This window comes from Shewanella sp. JNE2, from assembly GCF_023159115.1.
GTDB classification, from domain to species: Bacteria; Pseudomonadota; Gammaproteobacteria; order Enterobacterales; family Shewanellaceae; genus Shewanella; species Shewanella putrefaciens.
In genome coordinates, this window is the sequence record NZ_CP096169.1 from 3,401,895 (window position 1) to 3,421,428 (window position 19,534).

Below are 19,534 nucleotides of genomic sequence, written 5' to 3' on the forward strand. Positions count from 1 at the left end.
GTTTCGCCCCTCTTTTAGAAGGGGCGACAAGGTTGGAGACGACACAACACCAACAAATGACTCATTAATTCAATTCAGGCACGATCTCTTGTGACCAACTGTCTTCCATCAGCATTCTGAACGACATACCACCCGATGCTGCTTCCAACGTAAGTTCGCCAGCATCTACTGCCGTCTTGACGTGCTCAGTTAACAGCTCAAACAATCGCCGCTTGTACTCAGTGTCGTCGTTCCCTTTTAAATGCTCACCCTTGGTTTCCAGTACAGAGAAGCGGTAACTACCAGAGTTTGGCTGTTCGACGCACACCAACAAGTCAGGGTAAACCTTTTGCTTTTGCCAGCCTTGTAGGCTGTACTCACGTTGATTTACTGCAATACGATGCCACCAATACACAGACGCTTGCTTATCCAAATACCAGGCTGTGTCGCGCTCTAAATTGTTCAGCCCATTTTGATAGACCTTTTCAAACAAGCTTTTTTCGAGTTCTGATCCATCTTTGCGGCGAAGCACCTGATCATGCTCACTGACATTAACCTCTAAGGTTTGCGCCAGTTCCCAATTTAGCTTTTCGTTGTCTGAAGCGAGTAGACGTAGGGAAATATCCCCCTTGTCCAACTTAGATCTGAAGATTTGCTCCGATAATTGCGCAACCTGCTGTTTAATGTCGCGCTTCATCTCTTTGAGCAGCTCTAGGCGATTAGTAAACAGCGCTTCCTCTGTAACCCCATTGCGACGCAAGCTGTCTAAGGTGTGCGTTAATACCCGCATGGCTTGCCATGGGTTTGGAATAACATCGGTGAGCTGCCTTACCATAAAGGAGATGTCTAGGCCTGCGATGGGGTCAAACTCGATGTTTTCGTGAACCGGATCGGCCAAGTCCAATTCGCCTTGGTTATCCTTTGACATTTTGTAGTCGATACGGGCAATCGTGCGCTGTAACTTGTCGTCCACTAGCTGAAAGTTATCTGCATTCAAATAAGACAGCGATTCCCAATCTAGGTCACCCAGCACATCCCGTTCATAGTCAAACAAACGGTAGCCATCTTTGTACCCTGCATCACGGTGTAAAACACGAGGCAAGAATATTTTCGGTAGGTTACGAAAACGCTCTCTACGCAATAAGGTTTCTTTGCTCACTACTGCGGCGGGTTTATTGGCTTCCGAGGCTTTAACCTGATTCGCCACATCCCCCATCCCTTCTTCTTCTAAGCCTTGCTTAACACCGGCGACGGCTTCCATCACATCCTGATCAAAGGTGTAGACATAACACTCATCTAAGCTTGGTTTTTGCGTCAATCGCGCATGTGGTTGACGGAGTACCCGGCCAATCATTTGGGTGATTGCCGTTTTGGCGGTCATTTTTGACAACACGGTTAACACATAAGCAAAGGGGCAATCCCAACCTTCACGCAGTGCATCCTTTGTGATGATGTATTTAACGGGGCACATTTCGCTGAGCAAATCATCATCACCTAACTCGTCTTTGTCAGACGTTTTCAGGCGAATTTCATTTTCATTTACGCCCAATTTTTCCATCAAATACTCGCGGGCGTCTTCCGCATGCACAAAGGCTGAATCTCGTTGATCTTTACCTGTGCGCTCAACACGGATCAGCATGATGGGCCGAATATAGCGACCGGTTTCGTTTTGTAGCTGTCCGGCATCTTGTTCAAGCTCTGCCAATTTAGCGTGCGCAAGCGACAAGGTATGCTTCCACTCACTTTTGTCTTCATTGATTAAGTTGATGGGTAACTTAATCATTTGCTCATCTTTCAACGCTTGCCCAGACACGTTCACCAGCACATTTGAGTGATGCTTACCGTTTGCATTAGGGGTTGCCGAGAGCTCAAGAATAAACTTAGGGTTAAATCCACACAGGGTTTCTCGTGCGGTTTCGCTATAGGCTTTATGCCCTTCATCCACAATAATCACTGGGCGAACCATACGTAACACATTGCCTAGGCTTTGTTTGACTGACACAGAGCCTGGGGCGATGCCTTCTTGCCAACCGTAATCCGAAAGATCGTTACAATCTAAATTACGAATACTGCTCAACAGCGCCTCATTGGCTGTGGTGTCATCTTCAATCGGGAAGAAAGTGGTAAATCGCCCGCTGTCACGGAACATGCGCAAGGTTTCTTTAGATTGACGCGCACTGGATTGCAGCATCAACAACATAACGCACAGGTTTTCGTCGGTATCCCGCTTGGTAAAGGCATCGTTCTTTTCGAGCATTTTTACCCGCCCACCCGAAGCACGTTCAAGCATTTGCCGATACGGATGTTCACGATTAGCCAACTGTTTCCAGGTTTGCTTGTAAATAGCATCCGAAGGCACCACCCACAGCACCATACCCGTTTGTTGCGCAAACAAATCCGTTTGCAGGCGCTCGACCGCAGCAACGCCAAGTAAGGTTTTACCGCCACCCGTCGGTACTTTCAGGCATACGTTAGGAATTGGCCGCTCTAAGCCGTCAAATCTTGTGACATAAGGCGCTGGCACCAAGTGGCCGCTTTTGTCTTTAAGTAGGTCAATACGGCGCTCCTGTACCAGAGCTTCCCACGTATCTTTGGCGTAATCGGTTAAGCGAGCCTCTTTGCCTTTCATTTTCTGAAAAGCCACAAAATCTTCCGCTTCTTCCTTGGTGTCGGCCAGCTTTTTCAGATAATAGTCCAGCTTATCCAGCACACCATTTTGGTAGTCTTTTAACTCCATGTTACGCCCCCATAATGCGATGGATAGCGTAAGGCAACTGGCAAAACTCAATGCGTTTTTCAGTTAAGTCTTTCTGGCTCATAAATTTCGCCACAGCAAAGACAATGGTGCGCTTCTTCGTAGCATTGTTTTTCGCTATAACCTCGACTTTGTCCGCGTTTAATGCGGCTTCATTTGAGCGCAACCATTCGCTATCTGGACGATAGAACAGATGAATACGGAATAAGTCTGTTTCACCGATAAAACCATCGGCAGAGGCTTTAGCGACCGTTTCTAACGACTGACCAGTTGCGGTATAAAACACATAACGTGCGAGCGCGTCGAATGACGGCATCGCTTCGCCGGTAAGTAAGCTTTCAATTTGAATCGGTTCACCCAAGGTGCAATAGGTAAAACTGCCACCAATGCCAGGGGCAAACTCATCCACTTTGCGCTCACCGGTGACAGTCAGCACACCGTCTTTGAGCTCTTTTTTGATTTTGTCGAAATCTTTGCTGTGTTTTGCTTCTATTTCAGCAATTTTTTCTAGAAGCTTAGACTGTTTCTTTTCAAATACAGACCAAGTGATTTTTTCTGCAAAAAGCTCTTGTTTTTGAGTACCTTTGAATTTGTAGCCATTAATCACCCCTCGAACACGACTTGCCGTGGTGCGGTCACAATACTCCTCGCACTCAATTAATATAAATTTTCGATTCCCTGAATCATTCTTATTAGCTTCAAGCACAGCATGTGCTGTTGTTCCTGAACCAGCAAAAGAATCTAAAATTATAGAATCTTTGTCTGTGGCTATTTCCAGAACCCTTTGAATTAATTGATATGGTTTTGGAGTAAGGAAATCAGTCTCAACATCACCAAAAATATCTAACAGTGTTTTCTTTGCGTCTTGATTACCTTTAACGTCTTTATAAGTCCACCAGCTGCGTGCGATAACCCCTTTATCTTCATTAGGATCGTAATATGCCTTTTTTGTAGGCATAGCATCGCCTTTTTTACCGAAATAAATTTCGCCAGCGTTTCTCTGTTTTATAAACTCAGCTTCAGGTAGCGCCCAGTGCCTTCCTTTAGCAGGCTTTACAACCCTCCCAGAAGGAAGAACTACTTCATAACGGTATTTTTCCCTGCGCTCGCTATCCTCAGTTCGAACATCCAATGGGTATGTTCTCCAAGGACCATTGGGATCATTATCAGGGTTTTTGTAGCGCCCAACTTGCTCTTCATTTTTAGCAAGGTAATTCCAGCCATGCTCGGTAAAAGATGAAGTCTTTGAATAGATCAGAACATAATCATGATCGGTACTTATGACTCTCCCATTACTTTTCGGCGTATAGGTTTTCTCCCATGCACAACACGCAACAAAATTTTCCTCGCCAAATATTTCATCAAAAAGCATCCTTGCTCGGTGTATCTCGTTATCATCAAGAGTCATCCAGATACTTCCCTCATCTGCCAATAGCTCCCTCAAAAGAGTTAATCTAGGCCACATCATGCAAAGCCATTTGTCATGACGTTCCATATCTTCTTTATCAACAGGGTTGGCTGACTTTTTCAACCATTCCTGCATCAATGGTGAACGCACGTTGTCGTTATAACACCAGCCTTCATTGCCTGTGTTGTATGGCGGGTCGATAAAAATGCAGTCTACTTTACCCGCATGGGTAGGCAGTAACGCCTTGAGGGCTTCAAGGTTGTCGCCATGGATGATGAGGTTATCATCCAGCGATGCCGCCTTGCCTTGCTGTGGTAACGATTTATCTTCAACCACTTTTAGTTCACGAAACGGCACACTCAGGTGGTGTGAATAAACAAACTGTTTACCTTTAAAATCCAACGTTGGCATCGGTATTCCTTAAATTCTTATTTAATTCTGATGATTAATCTTTAGTCATAAAAAGCGGTTGTCTGGGTTGTGCTCATCATCTAAGTGACATAACCCGGCGCAATTGCAAGGTTTTGAACCCCATACAGCGCAGCACGATTGTTTAATGCCAGTTGACAATGACTGGTTGATAAACACGCGGTCTCGGAACAATCCACATTCCAAAGCCTGAGCAAATACCCCGCAGTTGCAGCTCTGATCTCAACCTTCATCACGCGCTCCGTCATGCCATAGTCCAGTTCAATTACTTCACTGTGTTCTATGCGTGGGTGTGGCACTAACTCCAGCTCTACAAATCGGTTCCATTGCCTGTCCTGAGTTTCGAGCTCCGCTTCAGATAATGTAGAGTCTTTAAGCACAACCGCAGCTTTAATGCGGGTCAATACAAAGTCACGGAACTCACTATGCTTGCGGTCAAAACCACGAACATGCCAACGTAGGCCATTGTCCACCAGCGTATGCGGTACAATTTCACGCGTGGTTTCTCCGCTCGATAACGACACATAGGTGATACGCAAGGCTTTGCCTTTGTGTATGGCTTCGGTGACTTTCGCGACAATCGATAGATTCGGCTTATTAAGGTGATAAGGCGCTTCACACGCAAGAGGTGGTTTTACCTTTCCAGTGAAGCCATCTCCGTACCCTTGGCTAATGGTTGCCAGTGTTCGAACAACGTCATAGTCGAACAAGGGTTCAAATGCTTCACCACGTTTATGCAACTTGAGCTTTTGGTCATACTCAATGTTGCTTGGTGCAAGCTCTCGGTACATTGTGAAGTCTTTCGTTGCTTGTGCAGCGGCTATGCTGAAGCGATCAACTAAATCCGCCCGTACCGCTTCTCCCTTAAACAATAAGGTGAAGTCGATGTGGGCAATGCGATCCCTGGTTGCTTGTGGCAACTGCGCTATCTGCGAAAGCCTATCTGGCTTTCCTTTCGCACTTTCTTTAGCGAGTGAACTCGCTGCTACCGTTTGTTTCAGACCATCATTTGTCATGCGTCTTGTTTATCCAATTCAACCAGTTTCTTAAAACTCTGTTTATAAAATACGGACCGACATCGCGTAATCACATTGAAAAGCGTCACTCAATCCTGCTCTTTATCCGCAATGACTAATCAATCTCTACCGGTTGAAGCTGGACAGATGGCCATAAAACACTGAATAGGCTTCAACCTAATTAATTTTATTAGGTGTCATCCTATCACAAAATATTTTGTAGGGAAGACTAAGCGGCAACTTTTTGATCTGGATTGCAATTACCGCTCAGGTATGGGCATGAAGACCTTGTTTCGTGTCATTGGTGATAGCAGCTATCAATGCGCCACCTGAACCAGTGGCACCACGATGTTACTGCTTTGAGACTTCCCTTTTTCCGAGTCTGTGGACATCAGAGCTCGTTGCTCACTCTCCCGAATGCGCCTAGCAACTTCTGCCTGGGCTGGTAGCAATGGCAGCATCCCTTCAGCAATCGCGTCTGGGGCAGACTCTTGGCCACAGGACATCAAGTGCTTCCATGGATCTTTAAGAAAGTGCTCGAACGTGATGCCAAATTCAATGATGCGGGCAGAGACGAAGATTTCGCCCCAGTATTCAATGTAGGTGTCTTGGTACATGGAAAGATTCCTCTTGTTGGTTATATACCCTGCCTACTTGCAGCCGCAGCGGTGTTACCTGCATTCGCTCACCCCAATCACATAGAAGATCTATGCTCATGGGGACTCGCTCACTTGCCGCCTAGCTGCAACACCAAGTAGTTTGGGTATAACGTAAGTTCACTTTCCATTTTCCAGAGGTTTTCAAATATGCAAGGCTTACCTTGTGAAGAGCTACAAAGCTTTAAATCGATTGCGGGCATCTTTGTATTCATAGTGGGCATGCTCTGAGCCACGATGATACAAATCATCCAGGTAAGTTTGTTCCTGCGGCAACTCGTCTTCGCTGATTTCGCGCCACCAATGTTTGTTGGCACCTTTAACACCGTCATGCCAGCGGTAACCACGCTCTTTTAAATAGTCCTTTACGTCAAACGGCGCACCAAACGCACGAACTAACACAGTTCGCCTGTCTGCCTCAGACAACAAGTTTGCAACGGACTCAGGCAACAAATGAAACAACCAGGCCATCGCCAAACAATCAGTTGCAGCTCTGTGTCCTTCATAGAACCAACCTAAGCGAAGCAGTAGGTACTCAAGCTTTCGACTTTCAAAACCCAATGCTTTCCAATCTATGCCATTGGCTGAACAGGCCCAAGATAGATGGCCTAATGCGGCAAACCGCTTTTCAAAGAAAGGACGATCAAACTGTGCATTGTGTGCAACCACCAGCGGATCATCGGATAACCAACCCGCTACCAGTGAATCATCAATGTGCTGGCCTTGCACCATCTCATCGGTAATACCGGTTAACTCGGTAATCAGCTCAGGGATAGGCTTGCCGGGATCTTCATACAGGCTGATCACATCAACAATCGACACAATCCGCTTAGCCGAGGGGCTGTAAAGCACCTTAACCATTCCAAGCTCAATAATGGACTCATCATCGGCAGACAGTCCGGTTGTCTCTGTATCGAGCAGCACCATCGGCTGTTCATCACCGACCATAGGAGAAAGTTCAAGTGGCCAGGACTGCGGCTCACGCGTTAATGGAATACGCTCCAGCAATCTAAAATCTTCTGGTCTTTCTGGGATATCCGCGAGGCGCTCTATCGGAAATGGCGCAGGGGCTCTTGTCATTGATGGTTCCTCTTCAATTCTATTGTTCGCTTTGGGTTATTTCACTGTGTCACAGGTTGTACAAAATGCACCTTGGATACCTCAGCGTTTTTTTAATCTTTCTACTGGGTGAACCCATGTATGAAGGCTTTGACTAAGCCTTTCAGAAAGCCTTAGCTAAACCGTTTAGGTAACCCTTACCGATACCCTTTACGTATGGCTTAGCCAACCCCTTTTCAAACGGTTGCAAAAGGCTTGAACTGAGTTCGACTGAGCATTTTAATGGTGCTCCTAACTTCGCTTTAAGTCAGTAAATTCAATACGAAGCAGAATTTTACTAACTGTTTTTAAACCCTTTGCAAAGGGTTCAACAAGCCTTGTCTGACGGTTACTTGACCCATGCGTTAACCAGTAGCAGTAACAGGATCAGTAACAGAAACAAGAGCAGTAGGCAGAAGCAGTATTGTCCAAGCCTTGCAGGCTTTGACGAGGGCGAGCAATCCCCACATCAAGCTTTTCAACACAAAAAAATAAATCACCGACAACACAGCGTCTTACTCGAACAACTACAGTTTTACCTACAATTTTACTTGTAGAAATCAGCATAGCATTAGATACTGTATAAACAAACAGTATTAATTATGATTTTTCGAGGTTCGTCATGAGTGTCTCGCTGATAGGCCGTAGCGGCGCACTTGCCTTCATCAAAGCCAAGCGCCTTCGTATTCCATTGTTCATGGAACGTGTTTCTGCTGGTTTTCCCTCCCCAGCGCAGGATTATGTTGAGCAAACGCTCGACCTCAACGAGCTGTGCATCAAGCGACCGGCTGCAACGTTCTTTGTACGTGTTGAAGGTGATTCAATGATTGATGCCGGAATTCACCCAGATGATATTTTGGTGGTTGATCGCTCTGTCCAAGCCGAACACGGTGACATTGTCATCGCGGGAATCCATGGAGAACTCACGGTAAAGGAGCTTCAAATGAGGCCGTGCGTCATGCTGATCCCAAGAAACCAGGCGTATGAGCCCATTCATATTCCTGAAGGGACAGAGTTAGAGATATTTGGCGTGGTTACCAATGTGGTGCGAAACATGCGCCGCAAGTCGTGACTATCCCATGCCAGTATTTGCCTTGGTGGACTGCAACAACTTTTACGCCAGTTGTGAGAAGCTGTTTCGTCCTGATTTAAAAGATACGCCGGTTGTGGTGCTGTCCAATAACGACGGCTGCGTGGTTGCACGGTCACGTGAAGCTAAGTTACTCGGTATTAAAATGGGCGTACCCGTCTTTCAGATCAAATCTGAAATGCAGCGCCATGGCATTTTGGCATTCTCGTCCAATTACGCGCTGTACGCAGATTTGAGCAGTCGAGTGATGCGCACTTTGGAAGAGATGGCACCACGAGTAGAGGTTTACTCCATTGACGAAGCGTTTTTGGACTTAACCGGTATTGAGTCTGCCCTATCCCTTGTCGAGTTCGGACAACAAGTGCGAGAGCGGATAGGTCACTGGATTGGGATCACCGTCTGTGTAGGCATTGCACCGACTAAAACACTCGCCAAACTGGCAAACCATGCCGCCAAAAAGTATCCAGCCACTCAGGGGGTTGTAGATCTAACCAATCCAGATCGGCAGCGTCGATTGCTCGCATTAGTCCCAGTTGATGATGTTTGGGGCGTTGGTAGACGGCTTTCTAAGCGTTTAAATGATTTGGGCATCACCACAGCCTTAGACCTCGCCAATGCCTCTCCTAGAGCCATCAGAGAGCAGTTTTCGGTGGTTTTAGAGAGAACCGTCAGAGAGCTCAATGGTGAGTCGTGCATTGAACTTGAAGAGATCCCGCCAACTAAGAAACAAATCGTCTGTAGCCGTTCATTTGGCGTAAAAGTAACGCAATTCGAATTGTTACGTGAAGCCGTATGTGAATACGCAACCCGCGCCACTGAAAAGCTTCGCAAAGAACAGCAGCAAGCCAAAGTGCTGACCGTGTTTATACGTACCAGCCCCTTTAAGGACAACGAGCCGCAGTACAGCAACTCTGCATCGGGTGAGTTGCTGATCCCCAGTTGCGATACGCGGGATTTTATCGAGCTGGCCAATCACTTACTCAAGCGGATTTGGAAGGATGGTTTTCGTTATGCCAAAGCGGGCGTCATGCTGTCTGACTTTTACGATCCCGGCATGTTTCAACCAGGACTATTCGATGACATATCGACCCGCTCTAATAGCCAGCAGTTAATGTCTGTATTGGACACCATTAATCAAAGCGGTGCCGGAAAGGTTTTCTTTGCTGGACAAGGTACGAAGAAAGATTGGTCGATGAAGCGAGAGCATTTGTCTCCCGCCTATACAACACGCTGGGACCAGTTGCCGCGAGTGCGGTAATGCTCCCTTCATTTGCTGTTTGAGTTTTCGATAATGTGGAGCGTACGCTGAGGGAACGGAATAGTCAGACCAGCTGCTTCAATGGCTTCTTTTACCTGCTTATTCAAATCCCAATAAGCTGACCAATAGTTTTCATTGGTTGCCCATGCTCTCAACTGAATGTTTACTGCACTGTCGGCCATGGACGCAACCATTACCTGAGGCGGTGGTTCCGACATCAATCTTGATTCATTTTCTGCAACACCTTGCAATATTTTAAACGCGTCATCTATGGAGTCTGAATAGGAAATTCCCACAACAATATCCATCCGGCGTTTACCATTACGGGTGAAGTTTTTAATATTATTTCCCCACAAGACGCTATTCGGTGAGGCAATATACAAACCATCGATGGTTTCAAGCACTGTAGTGAATAAGTTTATCTCTTTAACTGTCCCTTGAGTTGAACCAAACTCAATAAAATCACCAGATTTAAACGGTCGAAGTATCAATAGCATGATTCCAGCCGCGATGTTGCTAAGCGTATCCTTAAGCGCAAGACCAACTGCTAGCCCTGCGGCACCAACTAGAGCGATAAGACTCGCGGTATTTACCCCAAAGATGTCTAAAATAAATACACCACCAATGACATAAACCGCGTAACTGGCTACGGTTGAAAATATTGGTATCAGGGTCGCGTCAACTTTATTCAACTTAGAGTTAGTGTCTTGAATCGCTTTGCGCACTGCTTTTGCAATAAGTGAGCTGGCCACCCAAATAACAATAGCCAAGATTAAATTATAACCAAGCGCTACTATTGCCTCTGAATGATTTTGCCAAAATTGAATAAGTGAATCTTTCATATCTCTCTCTTTCATTGTGCGCATGTGAGTTGAGTCCAATGCACATTTAATACTTTTTGATGTCGTGATCAAATCACAGAAGAAACTAGCCAAGTGTTGTAAGCACAAAATGCGATTAGCAGACCTGCGCCTTCCAATCTGTTAATCCGTCCAGCGCCACGAAATCCATAGGCCATAAATAGCAAGGCGATTGTCAAACCCATCATAACTAACCAGTCGCGAGACATAACCTCGGAAGACATACCTGTAATCGGCGATATAACGCCCGCGATACCAACGACAGCGAGTAAGTTAAACATGTTAGAACCCACTACATTGCCAATAGCGATATCATGCTCACCTTTTCTAACTGCAATAATGGATGCTGCTAATTCAGGGAGTGACGTGCCCAAAGCAACAATCGTTAAGCCGATAATTAAATCACTAACACCCAGTGCCTCTGCGATACTCACTGCTCCCCAAACGAGTACTCGTGAACTCACTATCAGAAGAATCAAGCCAATCACCAGCCAAAAAATAGCTTTTTTGATAGGCATCTCGTGCTCAACCAGTTCTTGATCCATTTCACTTTCTAATTTATCCCCTTTACCTCTCATAGCAGAGTAAATACTCCAGCCAATTAAGGTAAAGAACCCCACCAGAAGAAGAACAGACTCAAAACGTGTTAGCGAGCCATCCCAAAGGAAATAACCGAGCGCAGAACTAATAAGCAATAATAAAGGGATCTCTTTTCTGACTATTTTTGATTGCACCAATATTGGGGTAATAATGGCTGTTAACCCTAGAATTAAACCTGTATTGACGATATTCGAGCCGAGCGCATTACCGAGGGCTAAATCTGGATTGCCATCAATGGCCGCCATTGCAGAAACAACCATTTCAGGTGCAGACGTACCGAAACCAACAATGACCATTCCAATTAGCAATGACGGCATGCCAGCATGTTTAGCAGTAGCAGCAGCACCTTCAACGAAACGGTCAGCACTCCAAACCAATAGAATGAAACCACCTAAAATGGCTAAAGAAGCAACTAACATTAGACGACACTCCCATTTGTAAAATGGTTTTTGTTATCAAAGGAGATGCAGTTTGGAAGTTGTTTAATGGCTTTACTGAATGAAAATTTACGAGTATTTCCACTGGCATAAGACGCCAATCGGTTGATCGTAATAACGATGGTTAGCTGTGACATGAGTATTTCCTTGGGGTGGTTTAGACAAAGGCAAACGAGACTCTCCACCCCGAGAGCGCCATTTGCCTTAAGTCTTGTCAATCCAAGTATGGACATAACCGCCACGAACTGCTGTTCGGAGACTGTTGACGGTTATCACAGTAAAAACTGAGAGACTACTCCCCTAAGGTTAGAACTGAATGATATAACCATTTATAGCTATTTACAACTTAGCAATAAGCGTTCACTCTGCGACGCAGCATGTTGAGCTTATCAACCTGGCGTCGAACATCACTGAAGAATTCTTCTTTCTCCATGGCCAGCGCTAACTCCCATTCTTTGGCTAGACCTTGGCAGTCCAAAAATGAGTATCTCAGCTTCGTCTTTGAGATACGCAGACCCTTGCTAAAGACAACGCGCTTGCCTCGTTGACCGTGAAAACTGTTGATGTACCACTCAATGCCAAAGCCATACTTAAAGTCTCTGATACGGACACCAAGCAGCCCCCAATCTTTAAATGGCTCATTTTCACGAACCTTGTAATGGGTAACCCAAAAGTCATCAACTTCAGCTCGTGCCAGTGCTTTTAGCCTGTCCGTTTCTTGCTGAAGTAAATCTGATACCTCTGCTTTCCATTGTTCATTGACGATTTCTACCAAACCAATTTCCCCATCCAATTAACCCCAAAAGCCAAAACCACTATCCGTTTGGCTTTTGGATCGAAACGCCAAACGTAAAACTGCCGTAACAATCACTGTTTGGCGTCTCGATATAAATCAACTCGCGCAATCCCATACCTGACAAGGGATACAAGCCGATTTCACTTAAAAACACCTAAAAAGACGTATCGCCATGAAGATACAAACCGTTTGGCAAGTTCAGGCCAGAATGCAAACGACGTTTGGCGTCTCGATTTTTTGGGCTAGGTAACCAGCCGCCAAACAGAGCCTATTCTCATACTTTTGCGAAAATGCAATAGGCAGATAGATGAAAGGATTTGTCACCTTTCTGCCCACCGCCAGTGCACCGAATCCTGATAATGACATTTGAGTGAACCGCCAGAGCACTTGGAAATGCCCAAGCGTGAACAGCGCAGTTGATTGAAAACCGTTAGAGCACTTTGAGTGCACAGGAGATAAGTATGTTTGTACTAGGCGTAGATATCGGTTACTCGAACCTGAAGCTGGCTATTGGCCAATCAGGCAGTGAACCGAAAACCATTATTCTGCCTGCGGGTGCCGGTCCTGCGGATCGTATGCCGGAGCGTATCGGTGGAGGCGATGATGAAACTTGTTTGTATGTCTCTGTCGATAATGAGCGTTGGGCCGCTGGTGTGCCTGCTGGACGCCTTCAAGGCTGGGAACGAGAGCTTCACCCGGAATATCCCACCACAAAAACCTATAAAGCGCTTTTTCATGCCGCCTTGTTAATGGCTGAAACAGAATCCATCGATTTGGTTGTCACTGGATTACCGGTTTCCCAGTTTCATGAACCACAACGTAAGTCTGACCTTGTACAGCGCTTAAAAGGTGTCCATCAAGTGACGCCAAAGCGCAGCATCACCGTTCATGACGTCAAAGTGCTGCCGCAGCCTGCCGGTGCCTATATGGATCTGGTTCAAACAGGTGGTGATTTGGGCTTGATTGAAGAAGGTCGCGTCGTCGTCATCGATCCCGGCTTCTTTTCTGTTGACTGGGTTGCCCTTGAGGCCGGAGAAATTCGCTACAGCTCATCAGGAACAAGTCTTCAGGCAATGTCCGTGCTACTGGAAACGATTGATAAGCTGATTTCGGAAGATCACGGTGCCAAAGTCGGAATGGATCGACTTGAAAAAGCCATGAGAACCGGCGACTTGCAGGTGCTGCTATTTGGTGAAAAAGTCGATATTTCACCTTATCTGAATGCCGCCATGAAAAAGGTAGCGCCTGTTGCTCTTACAGCCATGCGCCAATCTATGCGTGACGAAAGCATTAATGCGGACTTGGTATTGATCGCCGGAGGTGGAGCTTTGGCTTATAAGGAAGCGGCCAAGGAGATTTTTTCACGAAGCAAGATCATCGTGCCGGAACAGTCTGTTTTGGCGAACGTCCGAGGCTTCTGGTTTTATGGGGCCTGATCATGAGAGTTGTCGTCAACATTCCCCCAGGGAGCCACCCTGAACTGCTCAAAGAATTAGAAAAGACGCCGCCACGGGAACGCGCTGAGCGTCTGCGGATGCTGGCCACCTTTGGGTTAATTCACATGAGCCAACCCAATCTATCCACGACATCTGTACCGGTGGATGGCCTTGCACCAGATGGTGAAGTTACTTCTATGAGTACAGCGCCAGAACCCAAAGCAGAAACACGTAAACAATCATTAAAATCAAAACTAGGGCTGGGCTTATAACATGGCGTTATCAGTTAGCTGGCTCGATGCCAGGTTAAATAAAGAAGCAAAAGAAACCGTAGTAAAAGCCGACCGAGATGGGCTAAGTGCTCGGGTATCGCCCAAGGGCAAAATTGTTTTTCAGTTTCGTTATCGGTTCGATGGCAAGCAACAGCGGGTAGACATAGGTACTTACCCCCTTATGAAGCTTGCTGAAGCCAGGAATGAGCTGGATAGGTTAAGGGCAGTACTTGATCAAGGCCGAAACCCCAAGCTCTACCTACAGCAGGAACGGGCTAAGTATTCTGCTAATCAAAGCTTCGAATCGATTTTTCGAGACTGGATAGACTCTGCCGGTAAGCAAGGGCTAAAGGAGAAAACGTGGCACTACCAAAAACGCAGCAGTGAAATATATTTGCTGCCCCGACTTGGCAAGTACCCATTAACTGACATCAATGAATTGTCCTTGCGAAACTGTCTTCGTGAGGTTTCGGAGTCGTCCCCTTCAAACACAGAACGTCTGGTGTCTGTGCTGCACAAGTTTTATGACTGGCTGATTGATGAACAAATTTTGGAAATTAACGCTGCCGCTGGGATCACAGCAAAAAAGGTTGGCGGTAAAAAAGGAAAACGAACTCGGGTGCTAAATGACAACGAGATCAGGATACTTTGGCGCTATTTGCACGAGTCAAAAATCACTGAGAAGAATCGCATCTACATAAAACTGCTTCTGCTATTGGGCGGTCGCAAGGGCGAACTCATTCAAGCTGAAAAGCATCACTTTGACTTGCAATCTGCAATGTGGACAGTGCCCATAGAGATCCGCAAACAAGGTGAGAAAATTGGAGCGCCGATCATGCGGCCATTGATTAGGCCTGCTATCGAGCTGATTGAACTGGCGATGCAGATGAGCAAATCAACTTACTTGTTTCCCGCGAACGGACAAGAAGAGCTTGCCACAAATGGCTTTGATACCACTATTCCTAACAATGTGAAAATCTGGGCTCGCAGATCGCTCGGTATTGAGATGGAACACTGGTCTATGCATGATCTTCGCAGAACGATGCGAACGCGAATGTCTGCCATCACGACGCAAGAAGTTGCCGAGTTGATGATTGGCCACAGCAAAAAAGGGTTGGATGCTATCTACAACCAATATCAGTACCTGGATGAAATGCGTCATGCTTACGACGTTTGGTATCAACAGCTAGAGACCATCATCGAGCCGACAGGCTTTCCATTCAACTGGCGTTTCGGACAATAAAATAAAAGAAAGAGGCTCAGTCCTCTTTCTTCTCATACTCTTCTAGGTCTTCAATGTGCCACAGCTTGTTTCGTGTATTTCGGTTGATACGAGGTTGCGGCAAGCTGCCATCTTTTATTCTTCGCCAAAGCGTCGTATAGCTAATGTGGTAACGAGCCATCACTTCGTAAGACGTTAGAAAAGGGGTTACTTGGTGAGCTACTGCTGTCATCTGCATTCTCCTGAAAATCAATGTAAAGCTATCATCGCCTGATTCATCACTTGTTGATGGTCAGAAAGATGCATGATTTGTACAGAAGATCAGCCTTATCAAAACACAAATGTTGCTATTAGGTACTTTTCAGCTCAAACCTATGAATAACAAGGGCTACAAGGCGGTTTGTGTCATGAATAGTAATCAACACGCCTAACGAGAAAAATTTGTATACACTGTTTGTACACTCGCAACGATGACACACCAAAAACCACAATGACGAACCCTTTAAATTCATAAGCTTATAAACAAAAAACTAGAGATGATCGCATTTATTCCGCTTTTGTAATGTCGAAACCAAAGTGCCAAAAGCAGGAGGTACTTTCTTCATCAAAACCAGTAACAGCAAGGCCTACAGCCAGATTTGTGTCATGGAAATTTCGCCAAAGGCCTCTAAAACGGAATTTGTACTCAAGTTTGTACACACTTTCCGAGGTTACGCTTGAACATCATTGAAAAGCAAAGAAACGAGAAAAAGACAAAAAGCCTTTAAATTCAGTACGTAGAGATGTGATTGTGGTGTGCAATGAAAGGTGGTTTTAAGCGTTGAAAGGCTGGGCGGCATCAGGGTGCGATATGATCGCGAAGGTACGACGTTTATCCACCTCTACTTTATTGCCTGACATATTAACCTATGCACTAGTATCGCTAAAAAGGCGCAAATTATAGCGCCTCAGTTCTCACTTGGCTAGGCAAAGCCCGAGATGAGCCCAGGCTGAAGAGGTTATTTTGTGTCTTCGAGCAAACCCTTAACTTTTGCTAGCTCAATTCGGGCATATCTGTGTTCAACAAAATCATAGATATTAGTCGCGAGTGTAAGCCGTAAGTAATTTGCTGCATCTTGATATTGCTTTTGCTCTATCGCCATTTTTGCAAGATAAAAATACGCTTCACATAAACGCTCTGCATATTCTTTTGGATGAGTCAAACCTTCTTTGGCTGCATTAAACACATCATCACGGCGCTTGTGTCCTAAATAATAATCGACAATAACTGTTGACCATACTCCGTTATCAAGATTCTTACGATTTTCTAATAACCGCTGTTTGGCTTGTTCGTGATTATCTTTGGACTCTATCAAATATAACCACAATGCACGATAACCGTCTTTATTATCACCAGCATAAAAGGCTTGCATATCTTTAATGGCAAGCGCATTTCGATCGCCATAGTAAAGTGCTATCCCACGGTTTAGATAGGCATAATCGTAATTAGGAGCAAGTTCCAATACGCCATCGAAAGCTTCATAGGCGCTGTCATACTCGCCCTCTTGGGTATAATAAATACCAAGAAAATTATAAGCGTCAGCAAGATCTGGCTGCAGTTTAAGTGCTTGCATAAAATCGATACGCGCCAATAGCCTTAAACCTACACTGTCGTATATTACGCCGCGATCATAATGAAATCTGGCTCTCTGTTCATTTGTCAGTTCGACGGCAGATAAAATCTCATTAAGCTTAGCGAGTGTGACCTCGACTTTATAGTCAGGCATCACAGGCGCTACGACTAACTTGCCTTCAAGATCATTGTGGTTATCTAAAGGGGACTGAGTGGTCGTCGCACATCCAGCCAACATCAGGCTGGCACCCGCCAGCACAGCAACAACAGCGGTTCTAATTTTAAGACTCATCCATTTCTACCTTTTTAGATTCCCAACACATGCAGAAGAGTATTCATCATAGCAATCCCACCAGAGGACTTCTATTAACGAATAGCATTAATCACAATTATATTAAATTCGACCCAAGAAAAAGGAGATCAATTGATCTCCTTTCTATGCAATCACTTAAAAGCACATGGAATATTGAGCCTATGACTCAGTTATTCTGCTGCAGCTTCTTTCGTTTGTGCTTCTTTGATTGACAAGCGTACACGACCTTGACGATCCACTTCCATTACCTTAACAGCAACTTCTTGGTTAAGTTCAAGGTGATCAGACACGTTAGCCACACGTTCATCACTGATTTGTGAAATGTGTACTAAACCATCTTTGCCCGGCAGAATGTTCACGAATGCACCGAAATCAACGATACGGATCACTTTACCATTATAGATACGGCCCACTTCGACTTCTGAAGTGATTTCTTCAATACGGCGGATAGCTTCTTTGGTCGCTTCACCATTTGAAGAGGCAATTCTTACCGTACCATCATCTTCCAGCTCAATCGTAGTGCCAGTTTCTTCGGTCAGAGCACGAATAACTGCGCCACCTTTACCGATAACATCACGGATTTTCTCTGGGTTAATTTTGATTGTAGTGATACGTGGAGCATGATCAGAAATATCATCACGGTGCGAACCAATCGCTTGATCCATCACATTTAGAATATGCACACGTGCGCCATAGGCTTGTTGTAGTGCAATTTCCATAATTTCTTTGGTGATACCTTCGATCTTGATATCCATTTGCAGTGCAGTAATACCACCACGGGTACCCGCCACTTTAAAGTCCATATCACCTAAATGATCTTCATCACCTAAGATGTCTGAAAGTACGACAAAATCATCGCCTTCTTTTACAAGACCCATAGCAATACCTGCTACAGAAGTCTTGATAGGTACACCCGCATCCATCAGCGCAAGGGAAGTACCACAGACAGACGCCATAGAACTTGAACCATTAGATTCAGTAATTTCAGATACAACGCGCACGCTGTATGGAAATTCTTCTGCCGATGGCATCACAGCGTTAATACCACGCCATGCTAACTTTCCATGACCGATTTCGCGGCGCTTAGGTGAACCCACCATGCCGGTTTCACCAACAGAGTAAGGAGGGAAGTTATAGTGCAACATAAAACGATTAGTGCGCTCACCCATGATGCTATCGATCTTCTGTGCATCACGTTCAGTACCTAAAGTACAAGTTACTAAGGCTTGGGTTTCGCCGCGAGTGAACAAGGCGCTACCGTGAGTACGTGGCAATACGCCCGCTAATACACTTAACGCACGGATCATATCGGGTTCACGACCATCGATACGCGGCTCGCCACGAATAATACGACCACGAACGACTTTCTTCTCTAAGCTGCCCAGTAAATTGTCTACTTCACGTAAATCAATATTTGGATTGCTTGCTAATAACGCTTCTTTCGTTGCAGCTTTAACTACAGCAACTTGAGCATAACGATCTTGCTTAACTTGGATTTTATACGCATCCCCTAAACCCGCTTCAGCCAACTCTTTAATTTGAGCAACAAGCGTTTCATCTTGCACTGGCGCAGTCCAATCCCACATTGGTTTACCCGCTTCAGCTTTAAACTCAGCAATCGCGTTAATAACCACTTGTTGTTGATCGTGACCATAAACAACAGAACCTAACATCACTTCTTCTGGTAATGCTTGGGCTTCTGATTCCACCATTAACACGGCACTTGCTGTACCAGCAACCACTAAATTCAATTGGCTCGTTTCAATTTGAGCCACTGTTGGGTTCAATACATATTCACCATTGATATAACCGACACGAGCAGCGCCCAAAGGACCGCTAAACGGAATACCAGAAATGGCCAATGCAGCAGAAGTACCAATCATAGAGATGATATCTGGCTCAATTTGTGGGTCGACAGATACAACTGTGATGATAACTTGAACTTCGTTTTTGAAACCATTAGGGAAAAGAGGACGAATTGGGCGGTCAATAAGACGAGCAATTAATGTCTCATCTTCTGAAGGACGCCCCTCACGCTTAAAGAAACCGCCAGGAATTTTACCTGCTGCGTAGGTTTTTTCTTGATAGTTAACAGTCAGAGGGAAAAAATCACGACCGGCTTCGGCTTCTTTTTTACCAACAACAGTGACTAACACTGTTGTGTCACCCATACTTGCTAACACAGCAGCATCAGCTTGACGCGCTATAACGCCTGTTTCCAGGGTGACTGTATGTTGACCATACTCAAAACTCTTTACAATTGGATTCACGTGACCCATTCCTTAATTAATGACCTT

Annotated in this window: 16 protein-coding genes; 5 read left to right on the forward strand and 11 right to left on the reverse strand. The window is 45.4% G+C overall.

Annotated features, from left to right (window positions below; translation table 11 throughout):
* Nucleotides 1-64 precede the first annotated feature (64 nt).
* From MZ182_RS15245 to MZ182_RS15265, 5 genes are all read right to left on the reverse strand, one after another.
* A complete protein-coding gene (locus MZ182_RS15245) occupies nucleotides 65-2,716 on the reverse strand; it encodes a DEAD/DEAH box helicase (protein WP_064497049.1) in 2,652 nt (883 codons plus the stop codon).
* A 1-nt stretch (nucleotide 2,717) separates the two neighbouring features.
* Nucleotides 2,718-4,553, reverse strand: coding sequence for a site-specific DNA-methyltransferase (locus MZ182_RS15250; protein WP_064497050.1), 1,836 nt, complete (start codon nucleotides 4,551-4,553; stop codon nucleotides 2,718-2,720).
* An 80-nt stretch (nucleotides 4,554-4,633) separates the two neighbouring features.
* Nucleotides 4,634-5,587: a WYL domain-containing protein gene (locus MZ182_RS15255; protein ID WP_064497051.1), complete on the reverse strand. Its 954-nt coding sequence runs from the start codon at nucleotides 5,585-5,587 to the stop codon at nucleotides 4,634-4,636.
* A 317-nt stretch (nucleotides 5,588-5,904) separates the two neighbouring features.
* Entirely contained in the window at nucleotides 5,905-6,204 is a 300-nt protein-coding gene (locus MZ182_RS15260; protein WP_087741052.1) for a hypothetical protein, read from the reverse strand.
* A gap of 213 nt (nucleotides 6,205-6,417) precedes the next feature.
* Nucleotides 6,418-7,323, reverse strand: coding sequence for a 3'-5' exonuclease (locus MZ182_RS15265; protein WP_248065717.1), 906 nt, complete (start codon nucleotides 7,321-7,323; stop codon nucleotides 6,418-6,420).
* A 640-nt stretch (nucleotides 7,324-7,963) separates the two neighbouring features.
* Here MZ182_RS15265 and umuD point away from each other — a divergent pair.
* The gene (umuD, locus tag MZ182_RS15270; RefSeq protein WP_248065716.1) at nucleotides 7,964-8,413 is read left to right on the forward strand and encodes a translesion error-prone DNA polymerase V autoproteolytic subunit; all 450 of its coding nucleotides are present in this window, start codon (nucleotides 7,964-7,966) and stop codon (nucleotides 8,411-8,413) included.
* A gap of 7 nt (nucleotides 8,414-8,420) precedes the next feature.
* On the forward strand, nucleotides 8,421-9,689 hold the full coding sequence (umuC, locus tag MZ182_RS15275) for a translesion error-prone DNA polymerase V subunit UmuC (protein WP_248065828.1): 1,269 nt from the start codon (nucleotides 8,421-8,423) through the stop codon (nucleotides 9,687-9,689).
* A gap of 8 nt (nucleotides 9,690-9,697) precedes the next feature.
* On the opposite strand, the gene MZ182_RS15280 is transcribed toward umuC, so the two are convergent.
* The 3 genes from MZ182_RS15280 to mobI all read right to left on the reverse strand — a co-directional run bounded on the left by MZ182_RS15280 (nucleotide 9,698) and on the right by mobI (nucleotide 12,379).
* Entirely contained in the window at nucleotides 9,698-10,531 is an 834-nt protein-coding gene (locus MZ182_RS15280; protein WP_248065715.1) for a mechanosensitive ion channel family protein, read from the reverse strand.
* 68 nt (nucleotides 10,532-10,599) lie between these two features.
* A complete protein-coding gene (locus MZ182_RS15285; protein WP_248065714.1) occupies nucleotides 10,600-11,568 on the reverse strand; it encodes a calcium/sodium antiporter in 969 nt (322 codons plus the stop codon).
* 364 nt (nucleotides 11,569-11,932) lie between these two features.
* On the reverse strand, nucleotides 11,933-12,379 hold the full coding sequence (gene mobI / locus MZ182_RS15290; RefSeq protein WP_223419486.1) for a conjugative transfer protein MobI(A/C): 447 nt from the start codon (nucleotides 12,377-12,379) through the stop codon (nucleotides 11,933-11,935).
* A gap of 464 nt (nucleotides 12,380-12,843) precedes the next feature.
* On the opposite strand from mobI, the gene MZ182_RS15295 reads away from it, so the two are divergent.
* Genes MZ182_RS15295 through MZ182_RS15305 form a run of 3 tightly spaced genes read left to right on the forward strand, consistent with a single transcriptional unit; the run spans nucleotide 12,844 to nucleotide 15,333 of the window.
* The gene (locus MZ182_RS15295; RefSeq protein WP_000497807.1) at nucleotides 12,844-13,818 is read left to right on the forward strand and encodes a ParM/StbA family protein; all 975 of its coding nucleotides are present in this window, start codon (nucleotides 12,844-12,846) and stop codon (nucleotides 13,816-13,818) included.
* Between the two features lie 2 nt (nucleotides 13,819-13,820).
* The gene (locus MZ182_RS15300; RefSeq protein WP_024024505.1) at nucleotides 13,821-14,090 is read left to right on the forward strand and encodes a hypothetical protein; all 270 of its coding nucleotides are present in this window, start codon (nucleotides 13,821-13,823) and stop codon (nucleotides 14,088-14,090) included.
* A 1-nt stretch (nucleotide 14,091) separates the two neighbouring features.
* Nucleotides 14,092-15,333, forward strand: coding sequence for a tyrosine-type recombinase/integrase (locus MZ182_RS15305; RefSeq protein ID WP_008305558.1), 1,242 nt, complete (start codon nucleotides 14,092-14,094; stop codon nucleotides 15,331-15,333).
* Nucleotides 15,334-15,349: 16 nt separating this feature from the next.
* Here MZ182_RS15305 and MZ182_RS15310 read toward each other — a convergent pair whose 3' ends face one another.
* The 3 genes from MZ182_RS15310 to pnp form a co-directional block, all read right to left on the reverse strand.
* Nucleotides 15,350-15,544 (reverse strand): helix-turn-helix transcriptional regulator, encoded by a 195-nt coding sequence (locus MZ182_RS15310; RefSeq protein ID WP_000127614.1) that lies wholly within the window; start codon nucleotides 15,542-15,544, stop codon nucleotides 15,350-15,352.
* Nucleotides 15,545-16,310: 766 nt separating this feature from the next.
* Nucleotides 16,311-17,216 (reverse strand): lipoprotein NlpI, encoded by a 906-nt coding sequence (nlpI, locus tag MZ182_RS15315; RefSeq protein WP_011788449.1) that lies wholly within the window; start codon nucleotides 17,214-17,216, stop codon nucleotides 16,311-16,313.
* Nucleotides 17,217-17,407: 191 nt separating this feature from the next.
* The gene (pnp, locus tag MZ182_RS15320; RefSeq protein ID WP_011788448.1) at nucleotides 17,408-19,507 is read right to left on the reverse strand and encodes a polyribonucleotide nucleotidyltransferase; all 2,100 of its coding nucleotides are present in this window, start codon (nucleotides 19,505-19,507) and stop codon (nucleotides 17,408-17,410) included.
* Between the last annotated feature and the right edge of the window lie 27 nt (nucleotides 19,508-19,534).

Excerpts from the sequence above, each read along its gene's own strand:
- MZ182_RS15245 (WP_064497049.1), bottom strand. The coding sequence starts at position 2,716 with ATGGAGTTAAAAGACTACCAAAATGGTGTGCTGGATAAGCTGGACTAT.
- MZ182_RS15250 (WP_064497050.1), bottom strand. The coding sequence starts at position 4,553 with ATGCCAACGTTGGATTTTAAAGGTAAACAGTTTGTTTATTCACACCAC.
- MZ182_RS15255 (WP_064497051.1), bottom strand. The coding sequence starts at position 5,587 with ATGACAAATGATGGTCTGAAACAAACGGTAGCAGCGAGTTCACTCGCT.
- MZ182_RS15260 (WP_087741052.1), bottom strand. The coding sequence starts at position 6,204 with ATGTACCAAGACACCTACATTGAATACTGGGGCGAAATCTTCGTCTCT.
- MZ182_RS15265 (WP_248065717.1), bottom strand. The coding sequence starts at position 7,323 with ATGACAAGAGCCCCTGCGCCATTTCCGATAGAGCGCCTCGCGGATATC.
- umuD (WP_248065716.1), top strand. The coding sequence starts at position 7,964 with ATGAGTGTCTCGCTGATAGGCCGTAGCGGCGCACTTGCCTTCATCAAA.
- umuC (WP_248065828.1), top strand. The coding sequence starts at position 8,421 with ATGCCAGTATTTGCCTTGGTGGACTGCAACAACTTTTACGCCAGTTGT.
- MZ182_RS15280 (WP_248065715.1), bottom strand. The coding sequence starts at position 10,531 with ATGAAAGATTCACTTATTCAATTTTGGCAAAATCATTCAGAGGCAATA.
- MZ182_RS15285 (WP_248065714.1), bottom strand. The coding sequence starts at position 11,568 with ATGTTAGTTGCTTCTTTAGCCATTTTAGGTGGTTTCATTCTATTGGTT.
- MZ182_RS15295 (WP_000497807.1), top strand. The coding sequence starts at position 12,844 with ATGTTTGTACTAGGCGTAGATATCGGTTACTCGAACCTGAAGCTGGCT.
- MZ182_RS15300 (WP_024024505.1), top strand. The coding sequence starts at position 13,821 with ATGAGAGTTGTCGTCAACATTCCCCCAGGGAGCCACCCTGAACTGCTC.
- MZ182_RS15305 (WP_008305558.1), top strand. The coding sequence starts at position 14,092 with ATGGCGTTATCAGTTAGCTGGCTCGATGCCAGGTTAAATAAAGAAGCA.
- MZ182_RS15310 (WP_000127614.1), bottom strand. The coding sequence starts at position 15,544 with ATGACAGCAGTAGCTCACCAAGTAACCCCTTTTCTAACGTCTTACGAA.
- nlpI (WP_011788449.1), bottom strand. The coding sequence starts at position 17,216 with ATGAGTCTTAAAATTAGAACCGCTGTTGTTGCTGTGCTGGCGGGTGCC.